The organism is Cytophaga sp. FL35 (assembly GCF_014349235.1).
In the GTDB taxonomy this organism is placed as follows: Bacteria; Bacteroidota; Bacteroidia; order Flavobacteriales; family Flavobacteriaceae; genus Euzebyella.
In genome coordinates this window covers 127,163-145,691 of record NZ_JACSOH010000011.1, presented here as the reverse complement: position 1 = coordinate 145,691, position 18,529 = coordinate 127,163, and the positions used below count along the sequence as shown (strand labels likewise).

Sequence of the window (18,529 nt, the reverse complement as noted above, 5' to 3'; positions counted from 1 at the left end):
GAATTGCACAAAACAAAAAAGAGCCTTGTTCTATAACAAAGCTCTTTTACGAGAACACTATATGAAAATGAAAAAATTACTTCTTGATTAACTACACGTCAAACTTACGCCAGTGTTGGAGGTTTGCCAACAAAATGATGTGTGTGCCTGTAAATCTGTTGTGAGATGGCTTTTTGGTGTTATGTAATTTTTCTGACCGATACATATTGCAATAATGCTGTTGAAGTAGGATACATAAATACCAGAATTGCACAAAACAAAAAAGAGCCTTGTTTTAAAACAAAGCTCTTTTACGAGAACACTATATGAAAATGAAAAAATTACTTCTTGATTAACTACACGTCAAACTTACCATGGATTCAGGGTAGTACCAAGAAATTGATGTGAACATGGCAATTAGTGTGGTGTACATTCATTTTTAAGAATTATCCCATTATAAATTGATATTCAAATACACCGAAAGCCTATTTTTCAGTTCTACCTTTTCATTATTTAGGTTTTGACTGATGGGAATCATCCCCGCCAGACCAAAAGCAAACCTGTCGTAACTAGCTTCAAGGCTTACCCTGCCCAAAAAAACCTGACCTTTGGTGTTGGCCACTGTTTGCCCATACTCTTTATTGGCTTCATAATGTTCTCCTGCCACTCCAATGATAGGGGTCATTGCAAGGTCTGATAGATAATAGGTTTTAAAGGCGTTGATGCCATAATTCAATTGGTTTCCGAACTGATATTCTTTGGGGTTTTCGGTTTTAAAAGTGTAATTGGCAATGGTACTTATACCCCAATTACGGTAGGTAAAACCGTAATTGAAGGCAGCAATGTAATCCCAACTACCGTTCCCCACTTGAAAACTAGGATTCACGCTGCCTGTATTATTTGCCTTGTCATACTTGCCCGTGGGGGCTTTGATGCCGCCACCTATTTGAAGGTAATGTTCTGGTGTGATAGAAACGATACTGTCAGGTTTTGCTTTTAATAGGTTATAAAATGCCAGTACACTAATATCGCCCATACCGTTGATGTTTTGTTCTGTTTGGTCAGGGAGTATCCTGTTATGAAATTGGTAGGGAACTATAACATTTAAAATTGTTCTTTTGCTGACGGGAATATTTCCCCAGGCTTGTAGGGTATTGAAATTTTCGGTAATCCAAGGAGAGTCATTGAAAATTCCGTCCCGCGAACGGTATTGTTGTCCAATATACCTCAGACCTACAAAGTAATTGTTCAGGCCGGTTCCGTAACCCATGCTTCCACCGCTACTACCACATCCGCAGGTATCACAAAAATCAAAACCATCATCAAAAAAATGTAAATGTGCAGCGCAGGTTGTGGGGTTTGTTTCATTCCCGATAGGAAGGTCGTTTCCCCAAGATACTCCTGCACACAAAAGGGCAAGAATTATACTGTATTTAATATTCTGCAAAACGTGGGTCATTTAAATAAGTTTCGTCTGTTAGAGTGGTCAAAAAAGCGACCAGTGCATTTTTTTCTTCTAGAGATAGACCAATGCCAAGCCTGTTATCGTTCTTAAGCAAGGGGTCTAAAGTTTCGGAATCGCTGACTCCCGCGTCGTAAAAATTGAGTACCGACATTAATGTGCCCAATCTGCCATCGTGCATATAAGGAGCTGTTTTTTCAATATTTCTTAGGCTAGGCACTTTAAATTTGTACCTATCGGTAGATGCCCCGCTGACTTCCTCTCTTCCCAAATCGTTTAATTGGGGGTTAGGCGGTAGTCCGTTATTCCTGAAGCTATTATCGGTAAAGAGCTCCGTACTATGGCAACTGTTACATTTTTGTTGAAAAATAGCGAGGCCTTGTTTTTCTAATTCCGAGAAATTACCTCCCTCTTCATTTCTTATATATTTATCATATTTTGAATTGGAAGATATCATCATGGCCATAAATTGGCCCAAGGCCTTCAAAAAATTCTCTGAATTTACTTCGCCGTCTTCAAAAGCAGCTTGAAATTCATTCGGGTAATCGGGGTCCGACTGTAATTTTGAAATAACGTTGGTCATTGTTTCGCCCATTTCTACCTCATTGGTTATGGGTATAATGGGAAAAAGGTCTAAATGGTTCGTTGCGCCGTCCCATGCAAATTCGTTCAAAAACGCCATATTCTGAATAGGTGGAGTATTTCTTGTTCCCTCCAAATCATCGATACCGTGGCTAAATTGGTGTCCGTGATGGGTAAAAGCAAAGGCTTGTTCGTGACAAAATCCGCAAGAGATAAAACCATTGGAAGACAACTTGCCATCATAGAAAAGTTTCTTGCCCAATTCAAAGCCAAGTTTTGTTGGCGGATTGGCCTCAAAATTATAGGTAGCCTGAGGAAAATTGGTAGGGTTTACAAATTCCAGAGGTTCGTTTATAGGTGCGTATTCCGTATCATCATTGGAGCAAGAGACCAATAAAATGGCAATGAATACAAATTTAATGTAGTTTGAAATGTTCATTTCTTTATAGGAAGCGACCTGCCCGTGGCAGACAGGCCGCATCTGAAGCTAATGGTTAGGATTAATCGTGAGCATCACCGTTGTGAAGGTGGTCAACAACGAACATTTCGGTAGTGTTAACCGCTATTTGTGGCGATTTAACCTCGTCTACCATAATGACCGACTTTTCAGTCAACTGGATATTATTGGTTGCCACTAAAATTTTAGAAGCATCAATTTTTAGGTGAATGCTTGAGTCTATCTCATCGCCAACCCTTAATTTATTTGGTAGTGCTAAAGAAACCTCTTTGTAATTATCTAAGCTAGATCCATGGCTGCCCATATGAATTTTGAATTCGGTAGCTTCCGTAACCGTTTCCGAAGTGAAATTCCCTTCAAAATTTAAAAACTTGTAACCAGCTTGCCAAGACCACATCATATTACTGGCTTCGGCCTTCTCAAGAAAATCACCTTGGCCTTCGGCTCCTTGTAAATATTTTTCTTGATCTACACCTACACCAAACTTAAGAGTTGTGTATTCCCCAGCAGGAATTTCAGGTAAGACTATATTGTCATCCTCCAGTTCTTGATTAATAATGAAATAGCTGTCATCCTTCGGAAAAACATACTCTTCGCCCATGTCGTTTACCAAACTGAAATTACTCACGATGTAACTAAATCGGGTGATAGTCAATACCTCGCCATTGGTATTGGCCGTATTAGTTGCCCCGAGCACCAAATCGTTACCCGCAAAGCCGTTATCGAATTTGATGGAGACCTCACCGGAACCGGTAAGTTCTTCTGAGTCATTATCGTCGTCGGAACAGCTAGAAAATAAAAGGAAAGAAAATACAACTGTGAATACTATTTTTGAATTCATCTGAATCTATAAAATTGCTAGGATGGCACGTATTTGTTTTAGTGCATCCTAATAGTTAAAAAAGTTTAATTTGAAAATTGGATAACCATATTTTGCCGCAAAGCGGTTATGTCTGAGGTTATCGAAAAAGAATGTAATTAAACCGATTCAGGTGGTTGTGCAAGGTCTTCGGTAAGAAGCGTTGGAATAATGTTTTGTACTAAAGTAGTAATCTTGACCTGGGTTTGGTTAAGGACGTTTTTCAAATTTAATTGAGGTAAGACCTGCATGAAAACCAAATGGGTAATTTGCGAACTTGCCTGTTTCTCGCTAAAAGGATTCTTCTGGCTTTGCTCGTTTTCTTCGGCGAGCAGTTTGGAGAGGTAACATTTACCGTCACAATTCAACATAGGACGGTCTTTGTTTTCACAAAGTACGTTCTTGATATAATCATAATTGGAGATATACTCGGCAACAGGCCACAAAGGCTTGAGGAGCATTATTCCCGCTACGAATATGATTACGAACGCTTTCATTTAACGGCAAAGATACTTCGTAGTTCAATACTTATAAAGTTTGCAAGGGTTAAAATTGCAATTTTAAAGATGAACGGCTTTTTTCATTGTGTTTTAACACCTTGCCTATCAAGAAAATGCGGGGAAACCTGTAATATCGGCACCTGTAATCAATAAATGAATATCGTGGGTGCCCTCGTAAGTTACAACGCTTTCTAAATTCATCATATGGCGCATAATGCTGTATTCGCCAGTGATGCCCATACCGCCCAATATCTGTCTCGCCTCACGGGCAATTTTCAATGCCATTTCTACATTGTTCCTTTTAGCCATTGATATTTGAGCCGAGGTTGCTTTTCCTTCATTTTTTAATTGTCCCAGACGTAATGATAATAGTTGTGCTTTGGTGATTTCAGTAATCATTTCGGCCAATTTCTTTTGCTGCAATTGAAAAGCTCCAATGGGTTTGCCAAACTGCACCCTTTCTTTGGCGTATCTCAAGGCGGTGTCATAGCAATCCATGGCTGCGCCGATGGCACCCCAAGAAATGCCATACCGAGCGGAATCCAGACAGCCTAAGGGTGCGCCGAGTCCTGATTTGTTGGGCAATAGATTTTCTTTAGGAACTTTTACGTTATCAAAAATAAGCTCTCCGGTTGCCGAAGCCCTTAAAGACCACTTATTGTGGGTTTCGGGAGTTGAGAAACCCTCCATGCCGCGTTCAACGATTAGTCCGTGAATTCTTCCTTCTTCATTTTTGGCCCAAACCACCGCAATGTCGGCAAAAGGGGCGTTGGAAATCCACAATTTTGCGCCGTTGAGCAGGTAGTGGTCTCCAGCATCCTTGAACTTGGTTTCCATGCCACCTGGGTTGGAACCGTGGTTGGGTTCGGTAAGCCCGAAACACCCCATGAACTCTCCGGTGGCCAATTTGGGTAAGTATTTCTTTTTCTGCTGCTCGGTTCCATAGGCAAAGATGGGATACATGACCAACGAAGACTGTACCGAAGCGGTGGAGCGAACCCCACTATCGCCACGTTCAATTTCTTGCATGATGAGCCCATAACTTATTTGGTCCAGACCGGCGCCTCCATATTCTTCGGGAATGTAAGGTCCAAAAGCACCGATTTCCGCTAGGCCCGAAAGAATCTGTGTTGGGAATTCCGCCTTTTGGGCAAAGTCTTCAATGATGGGTGAGACTTCTTTTTTTACCCATTGCCTAGCCGCATCGCGCACTAATTTATGCTCTTCGGATAGTAAATCGTCTAGGTTGTAATAGTCGGGAGCTTGGAATAAATCGGGCTTCATAGGTGATGCTTTTTATCAAATGTACTAATGAAATATAACATTTCATACAGGCATTGTTACATTTTAAGATAAAAATCCTTTGTAAGCTCAATGTATTCTTTTGTGTATTGGTGACGTTCTATTTCAATGGTCAATTCACTTATCTTACAGTCGTTTTCAGCCTTTGTTAACTCTAACAAAGTTCGTTTGAATTCTGAACCTTCCCGGCCCTTTACCCGAGTCACTTTTTTAGGAAAAAGATTTAGTTCTTTCGCCATTTCAAGGAATGTTGTCTCTTCTTTATGGGGAATGATGCAGTAAAAACTTCCGTTGGCAGAAAGTAGTTTGGCGACACCTTCTAGTAATTCTTCAAATGGTAAAGAATTGTTTTGTCTGGCAATATCCCGGGAGGTATCACCACTGGTAACATTTTCGGAGTAGAAGGGCGGATTGGAAACGATGAGGTCATAGGGCTCCTCCATTTCATCAACAAACTCGTCAAAACCGGCATGGTAGCAGAAGATACGGTCCCCCCAAGGGGAATTTTCGAAATTTTCTACGCACTGTTCATAAGCATCTTCATCTAGCTCAATGGCTTCTATATCAGCGAAAATTGACATATCCGCGGTTCGTTGGGCCAACATCAGGGAGATGATTCCCGTACCGGCTCCAATGTCTAAAATAGTTTCTGGTTGATGCTCCAAGGAAGTCCATGCTCCCAATAAAACGCCGTCCGTACCAATTTTCATGGCACATCGGTCCTGTTCAACGGAGAATTGTTTAAATCTAAAGGTTTCGGCCATACATTTAGCTTTTGGTCACTCTACCTGGTTCACGGGTCTCAGAGCCCTCCATATCACGGAGGGAATCTCCCAATCGGCTCCGCATTTGGTCGGCCAAGGTTTTTATTTTTTCAACAATTTCAGGGTGTTCATTCGCCACATTGATGATCTCACTCTCGTCCGCTTCCAAATCATAGAGTTCAATTTCCTTTAAATCCACCATTGTATAATTTCCAGGTAAGCCATCTCCTCCAGGGGTACCTCCAACCATGGTTCTGTATCGATGCGGAAAATAGAGTTTCCACTTGCCATAACGTACCCCGAAAAGTTCATTAACACGGTAGTAAAAGAAGTAGGCCTCTTGAGGGCTTTCACTGGAAACACCGCTAATAAGTGGCCAGACATTTTTACCGTCAATAATATTTTCAGGCAGTTTGGCGCCTGTAAGTTCAGCAATGGTGGGTAATATATCGATGGCCATTACAGGTGCGTCAACCGTTTCTCCACCTTCCAGCTGGTTAGGGTATTTGATGAGAAAGGGTTCCCGTTGGCCTCCTTCCCAAGCGGTCCCTTTTCCTTCTCGGTAAGGTTTGGCGCTTCCGGCGTGGTTGCCATAGGCTAGCCACGGTCCGTTATCGGAGGTGAAAATGACGATGGTATTATCGGTAAGATCATTCTTTTCCAAGGTTTGCATGATCTGGCCAACGGACCAGTCGATTTCCATAATAACATCTCCATAAAGTCCCCTGTTAGATTTCCCCTTGAACTTATCGGAAACATACAACGGAACATGTGGTTGGGGATGCGGCACATAAAGAAAGAAAGGTTTTTCTTTGTTTCTGTTGATAAAATCGACACTGTGTTCGGTTATTTGTGTAGTCAGCTGAGACTGATCGGTCAAGGTATCAATTACCGTTTCATTTTGATATAGGGGTAAGGGTCCAAAATCAAAAATGGGCCCCTGTTGCGGGTGAAGTGGCCACATATCATTGGAGTAGGGTATGCCGAACCATTCGTCAAATCCGTTTTTGGTCGGGAGAAAATCGGGATGGTCGCCCAAGTGCCATTTGCCGTAAATGGCGGTAGCATAGCCTTTATCTTTTAGCATTTCGGCTATGGTGGTTTCACTCGGGTGTAATCCCACATTGCTATTGGGCATCATGGCGTTGTGAATACCAATCCTATTAGGATAGCAACCAGTTAAAATTCCTGCCCTAGAAGCAGAACATACCGCCTGAGCGGAATAAAAACTAGTGAGTTTCACTCCGTCTTTCGCCATTTGGTCTAGATTGGGAGTGGCAATATCTTCGGCGCCAAAAACACCCACATCTTGATAGCCTTGGTCATCCGTAAAGATGAGAACAACATTGGGTTGTGTGGGTTTCTGGGCTTTAGCTTCTTGTTTACTTGCATCTTTACAAGCGATAAATAGATAGCAGAACGATAGAAGGCTAATCCATTTTTTCATGGTTGATCGGTATTTGGTGGTTTGGATTCCAAAAATAAGCAAAAGCTCTTAGCAATTAGTTTAGATATAGGTGAATATCAGAGAATACGGAAGCACTTGGGGATGGGAAAAAATAAGTAACTTCATCGAACTCAAAAATCAGCTTAAAATGAAACCAAAAAACATTAATAGAAGAAATTTTTTAGGAAGCACCGCCTTAGCTTCCGCAGGATTACTTTTACCGACCCATTCGCTTTTTGCGGGTCCGGCGATTATCAAAAACTGGAAGAAACCCAATTCAAAAATCAATGGAGTTCAAATTGGCGTTATTACCTATTCATTTAGAAGTATGCCCGATCAAAGTGCCGAAGCTACCCTAAAGTATGTTGTGGATTCGGGAGTTAGCGCCATCGAATTAATGGGGGATCCTGCCGAATCCTTTGCCGGTAGACCTGAAAACCCTGTGGACCGCCGCGCTTATTATGGCCTGCGACGCGCCAAAAGAGACGGACAATTGACCGAAGATCAAGAAAGGGAACTAGCAGATTTGGAGGCTCAATCAAAATCATATGCAAAGCAAGTAGCGGAATGGAGAAAAAATATGTCTCTTGAAGATTTTAAAAAGGTACGTAAAATGTACAATGATGCCGGTGTTTCCATCTATGCTTTTAAGCCAAGTGCTTTTGGGAAGAACAATTCCGATGCTGAGATAGATTGGGGTATGAAGGCGGCCAAAATGTTAGGTGCAAATCATGTTACCGTTGAGCATCCAAGTGATGACGCACATACGGCTAGGTTAGGGAAATTTGCCATGCAAAATAAAGTTTTTATGGCCTATCATGGCCATGAGCAGCAAACGCCTACGTTTTGGGATACAGCCCTGCAACAATCAGATTACAATGCCCTTAATTTGGATATTGGCCATTACGTTGCTGCCGGAAACGATCAGCCATTACAAATAATCAAGGATAAGCATGCCCATATAAAAAGTATGCATATGAAAGACCGTCAGGTACCGGCCAATAACAAAGGAAATCTAGTTTGGGGCAATGGCGATACACCGTTAAAAGAGGCCTTGCTTTTAATGAAAAAGGAGAAATATAAGTTTCCGGGCACTATAGAGTTGGAGTATGAAATTCCCGAAGGTTCCAATGCGGTAACGGAAGTACAGAAATGTCTCGCTTTTTGTGAAAAAGCCCTTGGTTAGGAACGATTTTTCCAATCCGCGACCAAAAACAATATAGACTGGCTAATGGTTTGTAGCCACTGAATCTGTTCGAGAATGAGGTGGGCCTCTTGATACAGGCCTTCTTCTGCAATATTTGACTGAGATTCAGAAAGGGTTTGGTGCTTTAGGCGACCTATTTTTTCCTCAAAGGCGTCATTAGTTTTTGAGGGATTTTCAATATGCTTGTTCCCGAGTACAGCAATTGCCTGCAAAAGATTGGTCTCCACATGATGGGCGATGGCAAGAAAATCCGGTGAGGCTTCCGTGGTGGAATGTGACCTTATAAATCCGTTTAAAGTGGATAGCGAAGAGAGCAACCTGAAATTTAGGACAACCATCTCATAGGTTTTTGTAAAATCACCTTGTTTTGAAACAGGTTCTTGAACTATTTCTTGAAACGAGTTGCTGAGGTTGGAATTTTTGTCGAATGCCTGTTTGCGGGCAATTTGATAATCAGCCGGCATAGCACCTTTCTTAGTGTAATAGTCTACGATTTGTTTAAAATAATTTCGGTTGGCATCCAAGCTATCCGATATTTTTTGCTCTATTTGGGAATAACTCCAGTTGGGCCAAATCCACTTAATGGCAATAAACGATAAGGCGCCACCAAGTAACGTGTCATAAATTCGGTAACTGATCACTTCAAAAATATCCGGTTGCAGAATTCCGTAAATAAAAATGATACTTAGGGTCACAAAAATGGCACCTGCCATATAGTTCTTTTGAATGACGGAAAACGCCAATACCAAGGTCACCACACCTAAAACACCATAGAGGTAAAAGTTGGACCAAAAAGTTACAATGACCATTGCTATTGCGGCTCCAATTAATGTTCCTGTGATACGTTCCTTGGTCCTGCTTTTGGTAAGTCCGTAACTAGGCCTCATAATGACCATAATGGTAAGTAAAATCCAATACTGGTTTTGAAACTCAAGCACCGATCCCAACAGAAAACCGAGTATCATGGCAATACTTAATCGTAGCGAGTGCTTGAAAATAGGGGACTTAAAATTAAAGTTGTCCTTCAATACCGAAATACTATAATTCTGCTGAGGGGCAAATTTTAGGGCGAATTCGTTGTCCAGAAACTTTTGTCTATTGACCTGTTTTTTGGTAAGTAGGTCTTTAATGTTGTTCAGCCTTTTAAAAAGTTCCTCTTGATATTCATAAAAGTTTTTAAGCATTAGATAATCCTCATCAATACGTTTGTCGGTATGGACCTTCATTTCGTAAATGAGGTTTTTTGTTTGTTCAAGTATGGCTTCCGTTGTTTCTGTATGGGAGGTAAGGATTGGTATGTTCCCTATTTTCCGAAGCTCGTTCGCCATCTGTAGTATCAACTGACTGAAAGACTTGCCGTGTTTTGGATTGTTCTCAAAAAATAGAACTATTCTATCATAACCGATGGGGTTGGCCAAAGCGGTTTCAAGAATTTCTACCAATTGCGCAAATACCAGCAACCGAACTCCATGGTAATGGGACTGGTTGATGTTCTTCTGGTCCAGTAAAATCTCACGTAAGGATTGATGAAGTTCAACAATGCGGTCTTGTTTTCGTATCAGCAAAGAACGAAAGTGATGGTGCTTTTCCTTAGGGTCTATCAGTTGACTTCTAACCTCAAGGAATTCGGCGGTAGCTTCAATAATGTTTTGAAGCACTTCTTCTACTTGGGATTTAGGCCTAAGTAATTGCCAAGTAATTGCCAAAAGCAAGTACCATATTCCCCCTAAACCTATTAGTAATGAGTATTCGTAAACTTCCAGTTTCTGGGGACTAAAGGCAAAACTTAAGACCAAGGCCATCAATCCTGAAAAGCCAACTAGGGCCGCCCGCGGACCGTAAACGGCCAAAAAGGAAACCGAGAAGCTGATAAAACCTAAAACAGGTAACAAAAACCAAAGGGTTAGATCTAAATAACCACCTATTAAACTGATACAGGTGATTAGTGCCGTGGCTGCTAAAATTGAAATGGTATTTTTTCTGATGCTGCCATTGGTGTTGCTTGGGGAGGTCCATAAGGCTCCTAGAGCAATAGATAGGCCTATTTCAAGGTAATCATAATAAATTCCAGTTACAACGGGAATGACAATGGCAATGCCAAGTATAAGAGCTCTGGTAAAATCGCTGCTCCTTAGATAGCTGCGCAGCTTAAACCAAAATTTTGAAAATTGAACGTTGTTCAAACCATTTTAAAATTTACGATTTCAATGGTTGCAAAAAATAAAGGATGGTGGTTTACTCTAAATATAGGTCTATTAAACCTTCTGGCGCATCAATATGCACTGTTTTGTTTTTCCGATCTACTTTGGTCAATATCGCATCGGTAATGGGAATAAGGATTTCTTTATCTCCTTGGGCTATCAATAGAATAGCTTGCGAAGTACTGTCATTCACCCCGGTGACCTTCCCTATTTGTCCCTTTGAGGCATCCATTACCTCAAAATCGATTATTTCATGAAAGTAGAATTGATCTTCGTCAAGTTTGGGCAACATGGTGAGGGGTAAATAAAGCTCATGGCCCATAATACGGTCTGCGGCAGCTTCATCCTTTACCTCCTCAAAATCCAATCGTAGCAAATCGGATTTGTGCAAACGACATCGATCAATAAAAAATGGAACCAGATTATTGCCTTTCATCAAGACAAAAACTGATTCCATGTTTTCGTATGCATCGGGTTCATCAGTATCGAGCTTTGCCAATACCTCGCCCTTATAGCTATATTTTGAAACGATTTTACCTAGGTAGAAACAATCTTCCTTGCGCATATCGCTTCTTAATCAATGCTTATTCAGCAGCTTTTTCCTCGGCAGCAGGAGCTTCTCCTTCAGCTTCAGCTGTAGCTTCACCTTCAGCGGCTGGAGCTTCTTCCTCTACAACCTCTGCTTCGGCAGCAGCTTTCGCACGTGCTTCGTTTACTTCTTTTTCAGCTTTTAAGGCTTCTGCTTTAGCTTTTGCTTTCTCTTCATCAAGACCGCTCACTTTAGCTGAAATCTTACCCTCTTTTTCCTCCAACCAAGCGTTGAACTTTTCTTCTACTTGCTCTTCGGTCAAAGCGCCTTTACGCAAACCTACCAACAAATGCTTTTTAAGCATCACACCTTTGTAAGAAAGAATGGCTCTTGCGGTATCAGTTGGCTGAGCACCGTTTTGTAACCATTTTACAGAACCATCAATATCCAAATCGATAGTTGCAGGGTTGGTGTTAGGGTTGTAAGTACCTAATTTCTCTAAGAACTTACCGTCTCTTTTTGCGCGGCTATCGGCAGCTACTACCCAATAGAAAGGTTTACCTTTTTTACCGTGTCTTTGAAGTCTAATTTTTACTGGCATATCACATTAATTTGTAGGGTGCCCGACCCAGGTTATTAATTCTTGTTTTCCCTAAAAAGGGCTGCAAATATACTTCATTTACTTTAACCTGCAATATATTTTGGCCAAATCTATTCGCGTTCAGCCAATTGGTCTTTCACTTTAATCACTTTTGAACTGTGTTCTTCTTTCAAAAGCTTTATTTCAGCTATTATTTCGGGATGTTGTTCTGCTATATTGTACTGTTCCGATGGGTCAACATTGAGGTTGTAAAGAACAGGTGTGGGATGATTTTCGCGCTCACCAAACTGGCCATAGGCACCTTGTGTACTAAAATGGGCCTTGTATTTACCTTTTCGCACGGCATAAACCTCTTGTCCCCTGTAATAAATCATGTGGTCCCTAGGGCTTTTTTCTTTGCTTATAAGAGTGGGGGATAGGTCGAAACCATCCAGTTGCCGGTCGGTTGGCAGATCCACACCTGCCATTTTTGAAAAAGTGGTAAACAGATCCATAGTCGAGCCCATATCGGAAATAGAACCCGGAGCTACTTGGCCAGGACCCCAGAATATGGTAGGAACCCGCATGCCGCCTTCCCAAGTAGTGCCTTTACCTGCTCTTAATTGGCCGGCGCTGCCTCCATTTAATTTAAAGGGAAGCCACGGGCCATTATCCGAAGTGAAAATAACTATGGTGTTTTCTGCCAACCCTTCTTTTTTTAGGGTGTTAAGAATATTGCCCACGCCATTGTCTATTTCTTGCAAAACATCTCCATACAGGCCTCTTTCGCTCTTCCCTAAAAAAGCTTTGGAGGCAAAAAGCGGTACATGTGGCAAGTTATGCGCCAAATAAATAAAGAAGGGCTTGTTTTTATGCTCTTTTATGTACTTCACCGCTTCATTGGAGTATCTGGTGGTGATGGAGTTTTGGTCTGCAGGTCGCTCTATGATTTCGGTATTTCTCAAAAGCGGAACGTTAAAGTGTTCCGTCTTAATGTCTTCATTGTTGCGAGACCAATAGTTTTTGTACTCATCACCTTGAAGGATGTCCATGTCATTTGAATAGGGTATTCCAAAATAATAGTCAAATCCGTGGTTGGTGGGCAAATATTCTTTTTTATGTCCTAAATGCCATTTTCCGATACACGCGGTAGTATAGCCTGCTTTTTTCATCTGCTCGGCAAGAGTTATTTCGGAGGAAGGAAGACCGTTTACGGAATTCGGAAAAAGCACGCGGTGCTTGCTACTGGCCATGCCACTTCTTATGGGCAACCTTCCTGTCAAAAGCGCGGCCCTACTTGGTGTGCATACACTGGCGCCAACATAAAAGTTGGTCCATTTTTGGCCCTCAAATGCCATTTGGTCCAAATGAGGTGTTTTAATGGTGGGGTGTCCGTAAACGCCCAAATCGCCATAACCAAGGTCATCTGCAAAAATGATGATAAAGTTGGGAGGGGCATCAGAACTTTGGGCAACGGTTTTTTTGGTTAGACAGAAGACCAAAATGGCGCTTAAAAGTAGTTTTGGTGTAATTGAGTTTGGCATAAGTTGATTTTTAGAGGTTTGGAAGATACTAAAAATATGTCCGTCTAATTCCATTGATCGATGCGTTTGATCCGTTAATAACTACTAAAAACTACATTTTAAAAATCTATGTTGTTTGCCTAATTTTATGGGCTCTTGACCTGAATAATATTTTTCTGTTCGGGTGGCTTCAATTGTGTTGAAAATCAGAATTTTATAAGATATGTATTTAGTCTTTGATACTGAAACTACCGGTCTTCCCAAACGTTGGGATGCCCCCATAACAGATACCGATAACTGGCCGCGGTGTATTCAAATAGCTTGGCAGTTGCACGATGAGATGGGTAATTGTATTGAGCATCAAGACTACTTGGTAAGGCCTGATGGTTTTAATATTCCTTTTGATGCAGAGCAGATCCACGGTATTTCTACCGAATTGGCGGAGCGAGATGGGGTGCCTTTACAAGAGGTTTTGGAAAAGTTCAATGCAGCTATGTCCAGAACCAAATTTATTGTTGGCCAGAACGTAGGGTTCGATGTGAATATTATGGGAGCGGAATACCATCGCATGGATGTAGCTAATCCACTGCAGGAACTTCCGGTTTTGGATACTTGTACTGAAGATACGGCGGCCTTGTGCCAAATTCCTGGTGGTAGGGGTGGTAAATTTAAATTACCTACACTAACAGAACTTCATGAATTTCTGTTCAATCAACCTTTTGCAGAAGCCCATAATGCCACGGCAGATGTGGAAGCTACGGCTAGATGTTTCTTTGAACTCATTAGAAAAAGACAATATCCTCTAGAAAAATTGGATGTTGCTCCTGGATATTTTGAGAATTTTTCTGAGGCGAATCCGCAGGAGATTCAATTAATTGGGCTGAAGCACATCAACCTTAAAAAGGCATCCAAAAAAATTGCCGATGCCCTTTGGGAAAAGGATACGGGCGGTATTACCCAACAGGAAATCAAGGAAAACATCAAAACCCTTGAGAATGCCAGTTTTGCCCATCTGCATAATCATACACAGTTTTCTATTCTCCAGTCCACTACCAGTATTCCTGATTTGATCGCCAATACGGCCAAAGCCAAAATGCCGGCGGTTGCCATGACAGATCATGCCAATATGATGGGCGCCTTTCATTTTGTAAATGGTGTGCTGAACCATAACAAAGGGGTGGTGGCAAGAAACGAGGCAAACTTGCAACGGTATGAAGCCACTCAAAACGGAACATTGGAAGAAGGGCAAGAACCTTTAAATGAATTGCCGGAACCTGAGTTAGAGATTACACCAATTATCGGATGCGAATTTCAGGTTTGTGAAGACCATACCAATAAGTCCCAAAAAGACAACGGGTATCAAATTGTGATGTTGGCCAAAAGCAAAAAGGGCTATTTGAACCTGTCAAAAATGTCCTCCATTGCCTTTGTAGACGGAAAGTACTACGTACCCCGAATAGACAAAAAAATTATTGAGCAGTACAAAGAGGATGTAATTGTACTGACCGGAAACCTGTACGGTGAGGTACCGAGTAAAATTCTCAATGTAGGTGAGAATCAAGCAGAAGAGGCACTGGTTTGGTGGAAGGAAACCTTTGGAGATGATTTGTACATTGAAATTATGCGCCACGGCCAAGAAGATGAAGACAGGGTTAACCAAGTACTGATTCAGTTCGCCAAAAAGCACGATATAAAACTGGTTGCCACCAATAATACCTATTATGCCAAAAAGGAAAATGCGCATGCGCACGATATTCTTTTGTGTGTAAAAGATGGAGAAAAACAATCTACACCTATAGGACGGGGTAGAGGGTATCGTTACGGATTACCCAATCAAGAATATTATTTCAAGTCTTCGGAGGAGATGAAGGAACTCTTCAAGGATATTCCCGAGGCGATTATCAACATCCAAGAAATCATAGATAAGGTAGAGACCTTTACTTTGGCTCGGGATGTATTGTTGCCTGCATTTGATATTCCTGAGGAGTTCCAGTTTGAAGAAGATAAGATAGATGGCGGAAAAAGAGGGGAAAATGCCTATTTACGCCATATTACTTACGAGGGCGCCAAAAAAAGATATGGGGAAATCACTCCTGAAATTGATGAACGGCTTGATTTTGAGCTTCAGGTAATCGAGAAAACAGGGTATCCGGGATATTTCTTGATTGTTGAGGATTTTATAAGGGCGGCACGGGAAATGGACGTATCTGTTGGCCCTGGAAGGGGGTCTGCAGCAGGTTCCGCCGTTGCTTACTGTCTATGGATTACCAATCTAGACCCTATTCAGTACGACCTACTTTTTGAGCGTTTCTTAAATCCGGACCGTGTGAGTATGCCCGATATTGATATCGACTTTGATGACGAGGGCCGTGGTAGGGTAATGGAGTATGTAATTGATAAATATGGTTCCAATCAGGTGGCACAGATCATCACCTATGGTACCATGGCCGCTAAATCCTCTATTCGCGATACGGCGAGAGCTTTGGATTTGCCCTTGGGTGATGCTGACCGTATGGCAAAGCTCATTCCCAACATGTCTAAGCTAAAAAAGATAATTGGGGTAGATGAAAAGGTTTTAAGAAGCAAATTCAATAGTGAAGAGATTGAAAAAATCAATGAGCTTCTAAACATTTCGGAAGGAGAGGGGCTTGAATCCGAGACTTTGAACCAGGCCTATGTATTGGAAGGTTCCGTGCGAAATACAGGTATTCATGCCTGTGGGGTCATCATTACTCCTGATGATATTACCAAGTTTGTGCCTGTGGCCTTGGCCAAGGATTCGGACATGTACTGTACCCAGTTCGATAACTCGGTTGTGGAAAGCGCGGGATTATTGAAAATGGACTTCTTGGGACTGAAAACCTTGACACTGATCAAGGATACCGTCAAAATTGTAAAAGCAAAACACGGTATAGAGCTGGACCCCGAGAATTTTCCCTTGGATGATGAAAAAACGTACGAGCTGTTCCAACGGGGTGAAACGGTTGGGGTATTCCAATATGAATCTCCCGGAATGCAAAAGCACATGCGTTCGTTAAAACCTACGGTTTTTGCAGATCTTATCGCAATGAACGCCCTGTACCGTCCAGGCCCCATGGAATACATACCAAGTTTTGTTGCCCGTAAGCACGGTACCGAAGAAATTGTGTATGATCTTGATGCCTGTGAAGAGTACTTGGCCGAGACCTACGGAATTACCGTGTATCAAGAGCAGGTGATGCTTCTTTCGCAGAAGCTCGCCGATTTTACCAAAGGTGAGGCCGACGTTCTTCGTAAGGCGATGGGTAAAAAGCAAAAGCACGTGCTTGATAAAATGAAGCCTAAGTTTATAGAACAGGCTTCTGCAAAAGGTCATCCGGTTGACAAATTGGAGAAAATCTGGAAAGACTGGGAAGCATTTGCTGCCTATGCCTTCAATAAATCCCATTCTACCTGTTACGCATGGATTGCTTACCAAACGGCTTATTGCAAGGCTCATTATCCAGCAGAATACATGGCAGCGGTTTTGAGTAATAATATGAACGACATCAAACAGGTGACCTTCTTTATGGAAGAATGTAAGCGAATGGGCTTACAGGTGCTGGGTCCGGATGTTAATGAATCGTACTATAAGTTTGCCGTTAACCAAGAAGGTGCCGTTCGTTTTGGTATGGGAGCCATCAAAGGAGTAGGTCGTGGTGCCGTGGAAACGATTGTAGAGAACAGGAAGAAGGAGGGACCGTTTAAATCGGTTTTTGATATGGCCAAGCGAATCGATTTAAGAGCCGCCAATAAAAAGGCATTTGAGAATTTGGCCGTTGCGGGAGGTTTCGATTCCTTTGGAGATACCCACAGGGCCCAATATTTTCATGATGAAGGCGATGGAATTACTTTTTTGGAAAAAGTAATCAAGTACGGAGCAAAATTCCAAGAAAATGAAAATTCTTCGCAAGTAAGCCTTTTTGGGGATGCTAGTGAGGTTCAAATTCCGGAACCTATTGTGCCGCCTTGTGAAGATTGGGGAACCATGGAGAAGTTAAGAAGGGAGAAAGAAGTGGTAGGAATTTACATTTCGGGCCACCCCTTAGATGATTTTAAAACCGAAATAAAGTCTTTTTGCAATGCCGATGTGTCTTGTGCCAGTAAATTGGAAGATTACGTGAATAGGGAGCTTTCATTTGCCGGTGTAATTACGGATGTACAACATAGAACCTCAAAAAATGGCAAGGGTTGGGCGGCTTTTACCATGGAAGATTATTCGGATTCCTTTGAATTTCGCATTTTTGGGGAAGAGTATCTAAAATTCCGGCATTTCTTAATGCTTAATTCCTTTGCCTATGTTAAGGTTTTTGTTCGTGAAGGGTGGACCAATAGGGAAACCGGTAAAAAAGGAGACCCTAGGATACAGTTCAACAGTTTTATGCTGTTGCAAGATGTGATGGAAGCCTATGCAAGGAAACTTACAATCAAATTAAATATTGATGATTTAAAGGAGGAGGACATAGTTCAACTAAAGGATACTTTGGTAACACATTCTGGCAGTCACCCCTTAAATTTTGTCGTATATGAAATGGAACAGGAAATAAAGGTAAACCTGTCAAGTAGAAAACAAAAGGTTCAGATTTCTAGTGAGTTATTAGCTTTGTTGGAGGCACAACAAGTTCATTATAAGCTCAATTAAGTAGGTCTAGGTAAAATTCTGGGGTATAATAAATGATGTTAATAGCGTTATAGCTAAAATGAATTCTTATTGCGTAAGTAATGCGTGCTTTATTTGACTAAATTTGCATAATTCTATAAAAACAAACAAAATGGCATTAGAAATAACAGACGCAACTTTTGATGAAGTTGTATTGAAAAGTGATAAACCAGTAGTTGTAGACTTTTGGGCGGCTTGGTGCGGTCCTTGTAGAATGGTTGGTCCCATCATAGAAGAAGTTAGTGATGAATATGACGGCAAAGCTGTTGTTGGTAAAGTTGATGTAGATGCTAACCAAGAGTTTGCCGCTAAATATGGTGTTAGAAACATTCCTACCGTATTGGTGTTTAAAGATGGTGAAATTGTAAACAGACAAGTAGGTGTATCTCCTAAAAAAGTATACACAGACGCAATTGACGCGCTATTGTAGTCTGTTTGACTTTCTTGATATAAAAAAAT

The 18,529-nt window shown here is 41.5% G+C and carries 14 protein-coding genes; 3 read left to right on the top strand and 11 right to left on the bottom strand.

Translation table 11 applies throughout. The annotated features are described in order from the left end of the window. Positions 1-433: 433 nt before the first annotated feature. The 7 genes from BIZ36_RS11130 to BIZ36_RS11100 form a co-directional block, all read right to left on the bottom strand. Complete coding sequence (locus tag BIZ36_RS11130) at positions 434-1,438, bottom strand: transporter family protein (protein ID WP_187457981.1); 1,005 nt, start codon at positions 1,436-1,438, stop codon at positions 434-436. Continuing rightward, a complete protein-coding gene (locus tag BIZ36_RS11125) occupies positions 1,413-2,504 on the bottom strand; it encodes a cytochrome-c peroxidase (RefSeq protein ID WP_286174702.1) in 1,092 nt (363 codons plus the stop codon). Before BIZ36_RS11125 ends, BIZ36_RS11130 begins: the two co-directional genes overlap by 26 nt. A gap of 19 nt (positions 2,505-2,523) precedes the next feature. Beyond that, positions 2,524-3,321: an MbnP family protein gene (locus BIZ36_RS11120; protein ID WP_187457980.1), complete on the bottom strand. Its 798-nt coding sequence runs from the start codon at positions 3,319-3,321 to the stop codon at positions 2,524-2,526. Between the two features lie 137 nt (positions 3,322-3,458). Then, the gene (locus BIZ36_RS11115) at positions 3,459-3,836 is read right to left on the bottom strand and encodes a hypothetical protein (RefSeq protein WP_187457979.1); all 378 of its coding nucleotides are present in this window, start codon (positions 3,834-3,836) and stop codon (positions 3,459-3,461) included. A 108-nt stretch (positions 3,837-3,944) separates the two neighbouring features. Further along, positions 3,945-5,123 carry an acyl-CoA dehydrogenase family protein gene (locus tag BIZ36_RS11110; protein ID WP_187457978.1) on the bottom strand — a complete coding sequence of 393 codons (1,179 nt, stop codon included), beginning with the start codon at positions 5,121-5,123 and terminating at the stop codon, positions 3,945-3,947. Positions 5,124-5,179: 56 nt separating this feature from the next. Further along, complete coding sequence (locus tag BIZ36_RS11105; protein ID WP_187457977.1) at positions 5,180-5,905, bottom strand: tRNA1(Val) (adenine(37)-N6)-methyltransferase; 726 nt, start codon at positions 5,903-5,905, stop codon at positions 5,180-5,182. Between the two features lie 4 nt (positions 5,906-5,909). Continuing rightward, positions 5,910-7,352 carry a sulfatase family protein gene (locus tag BIZ36_RS11100; protein WP_187457976.1) on the bottom strand — a complete coding sequence of 481 codons (1,443 nt, stop codon included), beginning with the start codon at positions 7,350-7,352 and terminating at the stop codon, positions 5,910-5,912. 148 nt (positions 7,353-7,500) lie between these two features. On the opposite strand from BIZ36_RS11100, the gene BIZ36_RS11095 reads away from it, so the two are divergent. Continuing rightward, entirely contained in the window at positions 7,501-8,538 is a 1,038-nt protein-coding gene (locus BIZ36_RS11095) for a sugar phosphate isomerase/epimerase family protein (protein WP_187457975.1), read from the top strand. Here BIZ36_RS11095 and BIZ36_RS11090 read toward each other — a convergent pair. From BIZ36_RS11090 to BIZ36_RS11075, 4 genes are all read right to left on the bottom strand, one after another. After that, on the bottom strand, positions 8,535-10,742 hold the full coding sequence (locus BIZ36_RS11090) for an FUSC family protein (protein WP_187457974.1): 2,208 nt from the start codon (positions 10,740-10,742) through the stop codon (positions 8,535-8,537). The two genes, BIZ36_RS11095 and BIZ36_RS11090, sit on opposite strands and share 4 nt — an antisense overlap. Positions 10,743-10,794: 52 nt before the next feature. After that, positions 10,795-11,325 carry a ribosome maturation factor RimM gene (gene rimM / locus BIZ36_RS11085; protein ID WP_187457973.1) on the bottom strand — a complete coding sequence of 177 codons (531 nt, stop codon included), beginning with the start codon at positions 11,323-11,325 and terminating at the stop codon, positions 10,795-10,797. Positions 11,326-11,344: 19 nt separating this feature from the next. Then, positions 11,345-11,890, bottom strand: a complete 546-nt coding sequence (locus tag BIZ36_RS11080; protein WP_187457972.1) for a 30S ribosomal protein S16 — start codon at positions 11,888-11,890, stop codon at positions 11,345-11,347. 110 nt (positions 11,891-12,000) lie between these two features. After that, the gene (locus tag BIZ36_RS11075) at positions 12,001-13,413 is read right to left on the bottom strand and encodes a sulfatase family protein (RefSeq protein ID WP_187457971.1); all 1,413 of its coding nucleotides are present in this window, start codon (positions 13,411-13,413) and stop codon (positions 12,001-12,003) included. 202 nt (positions 13,414-13,615) lie between these two features. On the opposite strand from BIZ36_RS11075, the gene dnaE reads away from it, so the two are divergent. Together dnaE and trxA are read left to right on the top strand one after the other, a co-directional pair. Beyond that, positions 13,616-18,052, top strand: coding sequence for a DNA polymerase III subunit alpha (gene dnaE, locus BIZ36_RS11070; RefSeq protein ID WP_187457970.1), 4,437 nt, complete (start codon positions 13,616-13,618; stop codon positions 18,050-18,052). 130 nt (positions 18,053-18,182) lie between these two features. Beyond that, complete coding sequence (gene trxA, locus BIZ36_RS11065) at positions 18,183-18,500, top strand: thioredoxin (protein WP_187457969.1); 318 nt, start codon at positions 18,183-18,185, stop codon at positions 18,498-18,500. The last annotated feature ends 29 nt before the right edge of the window (positions 18,501-18,529 follow it).